Raw genomic sequence first — 11,761 nt, forward strand, 5'->3', positions numbered from 1 at the left:
GGGCTCAGTGTTCCCCTCCGGCCAGGTCGAGGGCACGCACCAGGGGCACGCCGGGCCGGTAGGCCAGGTGCCGGTAGGACGGCGCATCGACGACGGCGAGGTCCGCTCGCGCGCCGACGCCCAGGTGGCCGACGTCGGTGCGGCGCAGCGCGGCCGCCCCACCGGCGGTCGCCGACCACAGTGCCTCGGCGGGTGTCATCCGCATCTCGCGGACGGCGAGCGCGAGGCAGAACGCCATGGAGGAGGTGAAGCAGCTGCCCGGGTTGCAGTCGGTGGCCAGCGCGACCGTCACGCCGGCTGCCAGCAGCCGGCGGGCGTCGGGATACGGCGAGCGGGTGGAGAACTCGACGCCGGGCAGCAGGGTGGCCACCGTCGTCCCCCCGGCCAGCGCGTCGACGTCGCCGTCGGTGAGATGGGTGCAGTGGTCGGCGCTCGCCGCGCCCAGCTCGACCGCCAGCCGCACACCCGGCCCGGCCGTCAGCTGGTTGGCGTGCACCCGCAGGTCCAGGCCCGCGGCGCGCCCCGCGGTGAGCACGGCGCGCGCCTCGTCGCCGTCGAACGCGGCGGGGGACCCCGGCTCGCAGAACACGTCGATCCACCGCGCGTGCGGGGCGCAGGCGGCGAGCATCGGGCCGCACACCAGGTCGAGGTAGTCGCGGCGATCGCTGCCGGGTGGGACCACGTGGGCGCCGAGGAACGTCGTCTCCGGGGTCACCTCGCGGGCCAGCCGCAGCGCGCGGGTCTCGTCGTCCACGGTCAGGCCGTAGCCGCTCTTGACCTCGACGGTCGTGGTGCCCTGCGCGCGCATCTCGGCGACCAGCCCGCGCAGCCGCGCGCGCAGCTCGGCATCGGACGCCGCGCGGGTGGCCGCCACCGTCGAGGCGATGCCGCCGCCGTCGTAGGCGACGCCCGCCATGCGCGCCTCGAACTCCGCAGCCCGGTCGCCGGCGAACACCAGGTGGGCGTGGCTGTCGACGAAGCCCGGGATCACGGCGCGGCCGCCGACGTCGACCCGCTCGTCGGCGGCCGGCGCCTCGGAGCTGCGCCCGGCCCAGACCACGAACTCGTCGTCGACGACCAGTGCGGCGTCCGCGAACGTGCCGAGTGACGGGTCGTGGGTGACCAGCTCGGCGATGCCCGTGACGAGGGTCGTCATCGTGTCTCCCACAAGGGAGCGATCGCGTCGGCCAGCAGGCGGCCGACGTCGCCCAGCACGTGCTGCCCGTCGGAGACGACCACCCGGCCGTCGACGACGACGGTGTGCACGTCCGCGGCCGCGGCCGCCATGACCAGCTGATCCGGGGCGCAGCCGGCGGTGCGGGGACTGTCGAGCCGGACGGCGACCAGATCTGCTCGCTGCCCGGGCGCCAGCCGGCCGGCGTCGGGCCAGCCGAGCATCGTGTGCGCGGTCAGTGCCCCGACGAGCTCGGCCGGCCGGAACCGTCCGCGCTCGCCGCCGGCCAGCCGCTGGTCGGCCTCCAGCAGCCGCGCCTCGCCGAGCAGGTCGGTCAGGGCCTGCTGGTCGGTGCCCAGGCAGAGCGGGGACCCGGCGTCGCGGAGCCGGCGGAACGGGCCGATCCCGTCGGCGAGGTCGGCCTCGGTGCTGGGGCAGGCGCAGACGTTCGTAGCGCTGGAGCCCAGCACCTGGATGTCGTGCTCGGTCAGATGGGTCGCGTGCACCACCGTGGTGTGCGGGCCGAGGGCGCCGGCGTCCGCGAGCAGCGACGTGGGGGAGCAGCCGTAGAAGCCCGAGCAGGCCGCGTTCTCGGCCGGCTGCTCCGACAGGTGCGCGTGCAGCGGCCGTCCCTCGGCGGCGGCGACGACGGTGGGCAGCTGGTCGCGGGGCACCGCCCGCACGGAGTGCACCGCCGCCCCGATCCGCAGGCCCGGCCGCTCGGCGAGCGCACCGGCCCGGGTGGCCCACGCCTCGGCGTCGCCGTCGGAGAACCGGGCCTGGACGTCGTCCAGCGGCAGGTGGCCGTCGCTCTCGAGGCCGCCGCTGAGGTAGCAGGCGTCGAGCAGGGTCAGCCGGACACCGGCATCGGCGGCCGCCTGCACCAGGGCCTCCGACATCGCGTTCGGGTCGTCGTAGCGACCGCCCCCCGGGGCATGATGCAGGTAGTGGAACTCACCGACACAGGTGACCCCGGCCAGCGCCATCTCCGCGAACGTGGCGCGGGCCAGCGCGAGGTAGCTGTCGGGGTCCAGCCTGGCGGCGACGTCGTACATCCGCTCCCGCCAGGTCCAGAACGTGCCGCCGGAGTCGTGCGTGCGTCCGCGCAGCGCACGGTGGAAGGCGTGCGAGTGCCCGTTCGCCAAGCCGGGGAGCACGACGCCGGCCAGCCGCTGGTCGCCCTCGGTCGCGTCGGCCACCTCGACAGCGGCGATCCGCCCGTCGTCGACGGTGACGCGGACCCCGGCGACCGGCCCGTCGTCCAGCCAGGCGTGCTCGCACCAGAAGCTCAGCACGCGAGCTCCTCCACGACCCGGGCCAGCGCGGCCACGCCGGCCAGGCAGTCGTCGGGCTCGGCGTGCTCGGCGGGGGAGTGGGAGATCCCGCTGGGGTTGCGGACGAAGAGCATGGCGGCATCGACGCCGGCCGACGCGAGGATGCCCGCGTCGTGCCCGGCGCCGGTCGCCAGCACCGGCGCGCCGAGCCGGGCGGCGAGCCGGTCGCGCAGCGTCGCGTCGAAGCCGGTCGACGGAGTCCACGACTCCTCGACGGGTGCGGTCCCCGCGGCCGTCCCGACCTCGGCGACGACGGCGCGGACGTCGTCCGCGTCGGCGCCGCGGGCGTCGAGCCAGGCGGTGACCTCGGACGGGATCGCGTTGACGCCGTTGGGGCGCACCCGCACCTTGCCGACGGTCGCGACGGTGCTGTGTCGCTCGGCGGCGGCCCGGGCCGCGAGCACGGCGTCCGCGAGGGCGAGCATCGGGTCGTCCCGGTCGGCCAGCCGGGTGGTGCCGGCGTGGTCGGCGCGGCCCAGCAGGTCCAGCCGCCAGCGCCCGTGCGGCCAGATGGAATCGGCCACCCCGACGGCGGCACCGGTCTCGACCAGCCCGCGGCCCTGCTCGACGTGCAGCTCGACGAAGGTGCCGATCCGCCGGAGGGTCTCCTGGTCGCGCCCGACGACGGCCGTGTCCTGACCCGCGGCGGCCATCGCCTGCGCCATCGTCGTCCCGTCGTCGTCGGTCAGCGCCCGCGCGCGGTCGGGGTCGAGGACCCCGGTCAGCAGCCGGGAGCCCGCGCAGGCGACGCCGAACCGGGCCCCCTCCTCGTCGGCGAAGCACGCGATGCCCAGCGGCCGCGACAGTGCCGACCGGTCGATCAGGTCCAGCGCCGCGAAGGCCGAGACGATCCCGAGCGGGCCGTCGAAGGCGCCGCCGTCCGGGACGGAGTCGAGGTGGCTGCCGAGCACGAGGCCGGGACCGTCGGCGTCCGGGTCGCCGTGCCATGCCCACAGGTTGCCGGCGCGGTCGGGGACGACCTCCAGGCCGCGCCGCGCCGCCTCGCCGCGGAACCACTCCCGCAGCTCGCCGTCCGTGGATGTCCACGCGTACCGGCGATAGCCCCCGGTCGAGGCGTCGCGGCCGACCGGCGCGAGGTCGGCCCACATCGAGGTGAAGGAGCTCATCCTTCGGTCATCGGGATGCGCACGCCCCGCTCCTCGGCCACCTGTGCCGCCAGCTCGTAGCCCGCGTCCACGTGCCGGATCACGCCCATGCCGGGATCGTTGCGCAGCACCCGCTCGAGCTTCTGCGCGGCCAGCGGGGTGCCGTCGGCGACGGTGACCTGCCCGGCGTGGATGGACCGGCCGATGCCGACGCCGCCGCCGTGGTGGATCGACACCCAGGTCGCCCCGGACGAGGCGTTGACCAGCGCGTTCAGCAGCGGCCAGTCGGCGATCGCGTCGGAGCCGTCGGCCATGCCCTCGGTCTCCCGGTAGGGGGAGGCCACGGAGCCGGAGTCGAGGTGGTCGCGCCCGATCACGATCGGTGCGCTGATCTCACCGGAGGCCACCAGCTCGTTGAACCGCAGCCCGGCGAGGTCGCGCTCGCCGTAGCCGAGCCAGCAGATGCGCGCAGGCAGCCCCTGGAACGCGACCTTGTCCTGGGCCGCGCGGATCCAGCGCTGCAGGTGCTCGTCGTCGGGGAACAGGTCGAGGACGGCGCGGTCGGTGGCGGCGATGTCCTTCGGGTCGCCGGACAGGGCGGCCCAGCGGAACGGGCCCTTGCCCTCGCAGAACAGCGGCCGGATGTAGGCGGGCACGAAGCCGGGAAAGGCGAACGCCCGCTCGAAGCCGCCCTGGCGGGCCTCGTCGCGGATGGAGTTGCCGTAGTCGAACACCTCGGCGCCGGCGTCGAGGAACCCGACCATCGCCTCGACCTGCGTGGCCATCGAGGCACGGGCCCGGTCGGTGAACTCCTCGGGCTTCTTCTCCGCGTAGTCGTGCCAGTCGTCGGGGTCGACGCCCTCGGGGAGGTAGCTGAGCGGGTCGTGGGCCGAGGTCTGGTCGGTGACGATGTCGATCTCGACGCCCCGGCGCAGCAGCTCGGGGAACACGGTGGCCGCGTTGCCGACCACGCCCACCGACAGCGGTGTCTTCGAGCGCTTCGCCGCCAGGCAGCGCTCGACCGCGTCGTCCAGGTCGTTCGCGACCTCGTCGAGGTAGCGCTGGGCGACCCGGCGACGCAACCGGCTCTCGTCGACGTCGACGATGAGGCAGACGCCGCCGTTCAGCGTGACGGCGAGCGGCTGCGCGCCGCCCATGCCGCCGCAGCCGCCCGTGAGGGTCAACGTGCCGGCGAGCGTGCCGTTGAACCGCTTGGCGGCCACCGCGGCGAAGGTCTCGTAGGTGCCCTGCAGGATGCCCTGGGTGCCGATGTAGATCCACGAGCCGGCGGTCATCTGGCCGTACATGGTCAGGCCCAGATGCTCGAGGCGCCGGAACTCGGGCCAGGTGGCCCAGTCGCCGACCAGGTTCGAGTTCGCGATCAGCACCCGCGGCGCCCACTCGTGGGTCCGCATCACGCCGACCGGGCGACCGGACTGGACGAGCATGGTCTCGTCGTCCCTCAGGGTGGTCAGTGTGCGGACCATCGCGTCGAAGCTCCGCCAGTCGCGCGCGGCCCGGCCGGTGCCGCCGTAGACCACCAGGTCGTCGGGCCGCTCGGCGACCTCCGGGTCGAGGTTGTTCTGCAGCATCCGCAGCGGCGCCTCGGTCTGCCAGCTGCGCGCGGTCAGGGTGGTGCCGCGCGGGGAGCGCACGGGTCGTGCTCCGTCCATGGCTCTTCTCCTCAGTTCAGGTCGAGGCGGGTGGCGGTCAGCAGTGCGCCGTCGTGGACCAGGTGCACGACGGTCTCGATCTCGGGGGCCAGGTGCCGGTCGGGTCCGGGACCGCCGACGCCCGCGGCCCGGACGGCGTCGCGGACGGCGGCGGTGGGTGCGGCGGGCTCCAGGGGCGCCCGGAGGTCGAGGGCCCGGGCGGCGGTGAGGATCTCGATCGCGAGCACCCGGGTGAGCCCGTCGATCGCCCGGCGCAGCTTGCGCGCGGCGTGCCAGCCCATCGAGACGTGGTCCTCCTGCATGGCCGACGACGGGATCGAGTCGACGCTGGCCGGCACCGCCAGCCGCTTGAGCTCGCTGACGATCCCGGCGGCCGTGTACTGGGCGATCATGTGGCCCGAGTCGACGCCCGGGTCGCCGGCGAGGAAGGGCGGCAGCCCGTTGCTGCGCGACCTGTCGAGGAACCGGTCGGTGCGCCGCTCGCTCATGCCGGCCACGTCGGCGACGGCGATGGCGAGGAAGTCGAGCACGTAGCCGACCGGGGCGCCGTGGAAGTTGCCGTTGGACTCCACCCGGCCGTCGAGGGTGATCACCGGGTTGTCGATGGCGGCGGCCAGTTCGCGGTCGGCGACCGTGGCGGCGTGGTCGAGTGTGTCGCGGGCGGCGCCGTGCACCTGCGGGGCGCAGCGCAGCGAGTAGGCGTCCTGCACGCGGGTGCACTCCGGGCCACGGTGGCTGGCCATGACGCCGCTGCCGGCCAGCAGCGCCCGCAGGTTGGCGGCGGAGTGGGCCTGGCCAGGGTGCGGCCGGAGCGCCTGGAGGTCGTCGGCGAAGACGGCGTCGGTGCCGAGCAACGCCTCGACGCTCATCGCGGCAGCGAGGTCGGCGGTGGTGAGCAGCCGGCGGAGGTCGGCCAGCGCCAGCACCAGCATGCCGAGCATGCCGTCGGTGCCGTTGACCAGGGCCAGCCCCTCCTTCTCGGCCAGCTCGACCGGCTCGATGCCGTGCGCGCGCAGGGCCTCTGCGGCTCCGCGCGGTTCGCCGTCCGCGTCGCGCACCTGCCCCTCGCCCATGAGCGCCAGCGCGATCGAGGACAGCGGCGCCAGGTCGCCGGAGCAGCCCAGCGACCCGTACTCGTGCACCAGGGGCGTGATGCCCGCGTCGAGCATCGCGGCGTAGGCCTGGGCGGTCTCCACCCGCACGCCGGTCCGGCCGGTGGCGAGCGTCGACAGGCGCAGCAGCATCAGCGCGCGCACCACCTCGCGCTCCACCTCAGGACCCGAGCCGGCGGCGTGCGAGCGGATCAGGCTGCGCTGGAGCTGGGCCCTCAGCTCCAGCGGGATGTGCTTGGTGGCCAGCGCGCCGAAGCCGGTGGAGATGCCGTAGTGCGGCTGGTCGTCCTTGGCGAGTGAGTCGACGACCGCGCGGCTGCGGGCGATCTCGGCGACGGCGTCGTCCGCCAGCCGCACGCCGTGTCCGAGCCGGGCGACGCGCAGCACGTCGTCCAGCGGGACCGGCCCGGTGCCGACGACGACCTGGGGGAGCTCCATGCCGTTCATCGCACACCCGGTCGCGGTGCTGGCCTAGGCCCTGACGGGAGGAGTTGTCCGGGATCCCAGACGTTGCGGCGACCGCCCGTTGATGCGCCGGGTCAGCTCGGCGGCCGCGCGGCCGACCCGCAGGGCGAGCTCGTCGCGCGCCGCCGGGTCGACGTCCTCGGTGGGGAACGTGACCGCGATCCCGGCCGCCGGCCGCCCCGCGTGGTCGTGCACGGCGGCCGCCACGGACGCGAAGCCCGGCGTCACCTCGCCGTCCTCGGTGGCGTGCCCCGAGCGGCGCACCTCGCCCAGCAGCCGGCGCAGTTCCGAGAGCTTCCGCGGGCCGGCGCCGTGCCGGTCGACGAACGCGTCGGCGTCGGGGAAGAGCGCGCGCACCTGCGCGGCGGGCAGGTCGGCGAGCACCGCGCGGCCGCTCGCGGTGAGCTGCGCGGGCAGCCGCACGCCGACGTCGGTCACCAGCGGCGGCCGGCCCGGAGCGCGCTGCTCCACCACGTAGAGCACCTCGCGGCCGTGCAGCACCGCCAGGTGCGCCGAGTGCCCGACCGCGTCGACCAGCCGGGCCAGCAGGGGCCGGGCCAGCCGCGCGAGGGGTTCCTGGCGGGAGTAGGCGCTGCCGATCTCGAACGCGCTCACCCCGAGGCCGTAGCGGCGTTCCTCGGGCAAGTGGACGACGAAGCCGGCCGCGATCAGCTCGGCCAGCAGGTGGTAGGTCGTGGACCGGGGGAGGCCCAGGTCGCGGGCCAGTGCCGCCGCGGGGACGGCGCCCGGCTGCCTGGCCAGTGCCTGGAGCAGCGCGAGCGTGTGCCGGGCCGCGGGGACGCCGCCTGCCCGGCGCGCCATGGGCTCGGTCATCGAGCCACCCTACGAAGGCGCGCGTACTCGTTGATATTCGCAAGCGTTTCTGCCCAGCGGGGTTAGCCTCGCGGTCATGCTCATGGGCCTCCTGCGCACCTACCTGCGGCCGTACCGGCGTCCGCTGCTGACGGTGGTGGGGCTCCAGCTGGTCGGCACGATCGCCTCGCTCTACCTGCCGACCCTCAACGCTGACATCATCGACAAGGGCGTGGTCACCGGCGACACCGGCTACATCATGCGGACCGGCACGTGGATGCTGGCCGTCACCCTCGTGCAGATCGCCTGCTCGGTGTCGGCCGTCTACTTCGGGGCGCGCACCGCGATGGCCTTCGGCCGCGACGTCCGCGGTGCGCTCTTCGCCCAGGTCGGGGAATTCTCCGCCCGCGAGCTGGGCTCCTTCGGGGCCCCGTCGCTGATCACGCGCACCACCAATGACGTGCAGCAGGTGCAGATGCTGGTGGTGATGACCTTCACGGTCCTGGTGGCGGCGCCGATCATGTGCGTCGGCGGCATCATCCTCGCGCTCCGGCAGGACCTCGGGCTGTCCTGGCTGATGGTCGTGAGCGTGCCGGCCCTCCTGCTGTCGATCGGGTCGATCGTGACCCGGATGGTGCCCCAGTTCCGCGCCATGCAGACCCGGCTGGACTCGGTGAACCGGGTGCTGCGCGAGCAGCTCATGGGCATCCGCGTCGTGCGGGCCTTCGTCAGCGAGCGGGACGAGACCGAGCGGTTCGGCGAGGCCAACCGGGCATTGACCGCCACCGCCCTGCGCACCGGGCGGCTGATGGTGCTCATCTTCCCGACGGTGATGGCGATCTTGAACGTCTCGAGCGTCGCCGTCCTGTGGTTCGGCGCCGGCCGGGTGGACGCCGGTCAGATGCAGATCGGGTCGCTGACGGCGTTCCTCCAGTACCTGATGCAGATCCTGATGTCGGTCATGATGGCGACCTTCATGGCGATCATGATCCCGCGGGCCGCGGTGTGCGCCGAGCGCATCCGGGAGGTGCTGGACACCCGGTCGTCGGTGCTGCCGCCGCTGGAGCCCGCCGCCGACGTCCCCCCCCGCGGGGAGCTCGAGTTCACCGGCGTCGAGCTGCGCTACCCGGGCGCGGCCACGGCGGTGCTCCGCGACATCTCCTTCCGGGCGCTGCCCGGGCGCACCACCGCCGTCATCGGCAGCACCGGCGCCGGGAAGACGACGCTGATCTCCCTCGTCCCGCGGCTGTTCGACGTGACGGGCGGCTCGGTCGAGGTCGACGGCGTGGACGTGCGCGACATGGATCCCGAGGCGCTGTGGCGCCGGATCGGGCTGGTGCCCCAGAAGGCCTTCCTCTTCACCGGCACCGTCGCCAGCAACCTGCGCTACGGCGACCCGGACGCCGACGACGACGCCCTGTGGGCGGCGCTCGACGTGGCCCAGGCGCGCGACTTCGTCGAGGCGATGCCCGGCGGCCTGGATGCGCCGATCACGCAGGGCGGCAGCAACCTCTCGGGCGGGCAGCGCCAGCGCCTGGCGATCGCCCGCGCGCTGGTCCGGCGTCCGCAGATCTACCTGTTCGACGACTCGTTCTCCGCGCTGGACCTCGCGACCGACGCCCGGCTGCGGGCGGCTCTGGCCCCGACCACGCGGGAGGCGACCGTGGTGATCGTGGCCCAGCGGGTGTCCACCATCGCCGACGCCGACCAGATCATCGTGCTGGAGGACGGGCTGATCGCCGGGATCGGCACCCACGAGGAACTCCTGGCCACGTGCCTCACCTACCAGGAGATCGTCGAGTCCCAGCTCTCCCTCCAGGAGGTCTCGTGAGCGCGCCCTCGCAGCCGGCGACGGCTCGCCCGCCTCGGCCGCAGGGCGGGCTGTTCGGGCGCGGGCCGATGGGTGGCATGGGCATGCCGGCCGAGAAGGCGATGACCTTCAAGCCGTCGGCCCAGCGGCTGCTGCGCCGGCTGGCCCCCCAGCGCGCGAAGGTCGCGGCCGTCCTGGTGCTCGCCGTCCTCAGCGTCGGCTTCGCCGTGGCCGGGCCGAAGCTGCTCGGCCGGGCGACCGACATCATCTTCGCCGGCGTCCTCGGCCGGCAGCTGCCCGCCGGGATCACCGTGCAGGAGGCCGCTGACGGGGCCCGCGCCGCGGGGCACGCGAACATCGCCGAGCTGCTGCTCGGGTCCGGTGTCGTACCCGGCAAGGGCATCGATTTCGGCGCCCTGGGCACCGTCCTGATCTGGGCCATCGCGCTCTACGTCGCGGCGTCGGTGTTCAGCTGGCTGCAGGGCTACCTCCTCAACGACGTCGTGCAGGCCACCGTCCTGCGGCTGCGCTCCGACGTGGAGGACAAGCTGCACCGGCTGCCGCTGCGCTACTTCGACCGCATGCCGCGCGGTGAGCTGCTGAGCCGGGTCACCAACGACATCGACAACGTGTCGCAGACGCTGCAGCAGACGATGAGCCAGTTGCTCACCTCGCTGCTCACGGTGCTCGGCGTCCTGGTCGTGATGGTGGTGATCTCGCCGCTGCTCGCGGTCATCGCGCTGGTCAGCATCCCGCTGTCGGTGTTCGTGACCACCCGGATCGCGAAGCGGTCGCAGAAGCAGTTCGTGGCGCAGTGGGCCAACACCGGCAAGCTCAACGCGCACATCGAGGAGGCCTTCACCGGCCACGAGCTGGTCACCGTGTTCGGCCGCCGTCGTGAGGTGCACGAGCAGTTCCGGGAGAAGAACGAGGCGCTGTTCCAGGCGAGCTTCGGAGCGCAGTTCGTCTCCGGCCTGATCATGCCGTCGATGATGTTCATCGGGAACCTGAACTACGTGGTCATCGCCGTCGTCGGCGGGCTCCGGGTGGCCACCGGCTCGCTCAGCCTCGGGGACGTGCAGGCGTTCATCCAGTACTCCCGCCAGTTCACCCAGCCGCTGACCCAGGTCGCCTCGATGGCGAACCTGCTGCAGTCCGGGGTGGCCTCGGCCGAGCGGGTCTTCCAGTTGCTCGACGCCGAGGAGCAGGAGCCCGACGCCGCCGAGCCGCAGGTGCCCGCCGACCGGCGCGGCCGCGTGGAGTTCGAGCACGTGTCCTTCCGCTACGAGGAGGACCAGCCGCTCATCGACGACCTGTCGCTGGTCGCCGAGCCGGGCCACACGGTCGCGATCGTCGGGCCCACCGGCGCGGGGAAGACGACGCTGGTCAACCTCGTCATGCGGTTCTACGAGCTGGACGGCGGCCGGATCACCCTGGACGGCGTCGACATCACCGACATGCGCCGCGAGGAACTGCGGTCGCAGATCGGCATGGTGCTCCAGGACACCTGGCTGTTCGGCGGCACGATCCGCGACAACATCGCCTACGGCACGCCCGGGGCCACGGAGGAGCAGATCCACGCCGCCGCCGAGGCCACCTTCGTCGACCGCTTCGTGAAGAGCCTCCCCGAGGGCTACGACACGGTCATCAACGAGGAGGCCAGCAACATCAGCGTGGGGGAGAAGCAGCTGATCACGATCGCGCGGGCGTTCCTCTCCGAGCCGTCGCTGCTGATCCTCGACGAGGCCACCAGCTCCGTCGACACCCGCACCGAGCTCCTCGTGCAGCGGGCCATGGCGGCATTGCGGGCCGACCGGACGAGCTTCGTCATCGCCCACCGGCTCTCCACGATCCGCGACGCCGACCTCATCCTGGTCATGGAGGCCGGACGCATCGTCGAGTCCGGGACGCACGACGAACTGCTGGCCGCGCGCGGCCCCTACTACCGGCTCTACAACACCCAGTTCCGCGGGCCGGTGGTCGACGCCGAGGAGCTCGAGGCCGCCCCGAGCTGAGGTGCGGCATCCAGTCATACGAACTCGTGGCGATCAGGCGATGACGGCCACCACTTCGCATGACTCGACGGAGGAGAGTGTGGACCTCAGCAGCATGCGCAGAGGAGGCACGCGATGACCGAGCAGCCGACGACCCCACAGCAGCCCGACGACGACACCGGCTCCACCCCCGTCAGCCGGGCCGGCGGGGGACGCACCGAGGGTGAGACCAGCGTCGACGACGCGCTGGGGCAGGGGGACGACGCGCGCCGGGGCTGAC

The 11,761-nt window shown here is 73.7% G+C and carries 9 protein-coding genes; 3 read left to right on the forward strand and 6 right to left on the reverse strand.

What is annotated here, in order from left to right:
• Positions 1-4: 4 nt before the first annotated feature.
• Genes hutI through AC2H4J_RS05700 form a run of 6 tightly spaced genes read right to left on the reverse strand, consistent with a single transcriptional unit; the run spans position 5 to position 7,698 of the window.
• Positions 5-1,156 carry an imidazolonepropionase gene (hutI, locus tag AC2H4J_RS05675; RefSeq protein WP_487463872.1) on the reverse strand — a complete coding sequence of 384 codons (1,152 nt, stop codon included), beginning with the start codon at positions 1,154-1,156 and terminating at the stop codon, positions 5-7.
• Entirely contained in the window at positions 1,153-2,469 is a 1,317-nt protein-coding gene (locus AC2H4J_RS05680) for a formimidoylglutamate deiminase (RefSeq protein ID WP_487463873.1), read from the reverse strand. The genes hutI and AC2H4J_RS05680 overlap by 4 nt, the downstream gene beginning before the upstream one ends.
• Positions 2,463-3,635, reverse strand: coding sequence for an allantoate amidohydrolase (locus AC2H4J_RS05685; RefSeq protein ID WP_487463874.1), 1,173 nt, complete (start codon positions 3,633-3,635; stop codon positions 2,463-2,465). Before AC2H4J_RS05685 ends, AC2H4J_RS05680 begins: the two co-directional genes overlap by 7 nt.
• A complete protein-coding gene (gene hutU, locus AC2H4J_RS05690) occupies positions 3,632-5,287 on the reverse strand; it encodes a urocanate hydratase (protein ID WP_487463875.1) in 1,656 nt (551 codons plus the stop codon). Before hutU ends, AC2H4J_RS05685 begins: the two co-directional genes overlap by 4 nt.
• 11 nt (positions 5,288-5,298) lie before the next feature.
• The gene (hutH, locus tag AC2H4J_RS05695) at positions 5,299-6,837 is read right to left on the reverse strand and encodes a histidine ammonia-lyase (RefSeq protein WP_487463876.1); all 1,539 of its coding nucleotides are present in this window, start codon (positions 6,835-6,837) and stop codon (positions 5,299-5,301) included.
• A gap of 33 nt (positions 6,838-6,870) precedes the next feature.
• The gene (locus AC2H4J_RS05700) at positions 6,871-7,698 is read right to left on the reverse strand and encodes an IclR family transcriptional regulator (RefSeq protein WP_487463877.1); all 828 of its coding nucleotides are present in this window, start codon (positions 7,696-7,698) and stop codon (positions 6,871-6,873) included.
• A gap of 76 nt (positions 7,699-7,774) precedes the next feature.
• On the opposite strand from AC2H4J_RS05700, the gene AC2H4J_RS05705 reads away from it, so the two are divergent.
• The 3 genes from AC2H4J_RS05705 to AC2H4J_RS05715 all read left to right on the forward strand — a co-directional run bounded on the left by AC2H4J_RS05705 (position 7,775) and on the right by AC2H4J_RS05715 (position 11,760).
• Positions 7,775-9,508 (forward strand): ABC transporter ATP-binding protein, encoded by a 1,734-nt coding sequence (locus AC2H4J_RS05705; protein ID WP_487463878.1) that lies wholly within the window; start codon positions 7,775-7,777, stop codon positions 9,506-9,508.
• Positions 9,505-11,502: an ABC transporter ATP-binding protein gene (locus tag AC2H4J_RS05710; RefSeq protein ID WP_487463879.1), complete on the forward strand. Its 1,998-nt coding sequence runs from the start codon at positions 9,505-9,507 to the stop codon at positions 11,500-11,502. Before AC2H4J_RS05705 ends, AC2H4J_RS05710 begins: the two co-directional genes overlap by 4 nt.
• 114 nt (positions 11,503-11,616) lie before the next feature.
• Positions 11,617-11,760, forward strand: a complete 144-nt coding sequence (locus AC2H4J_RS05715; RefSeq protein WP_487463880.1) for a hypothetical protein — start codon at positions 11,617-11,619, stop codon at positions 11,758-11,760.
• The last annotated feature ends 1 nt before the right edge of the window (position 11,761 follow it).

Source organism: Blastococcus sp. OS1-29, from assembly GCF_057628075.1.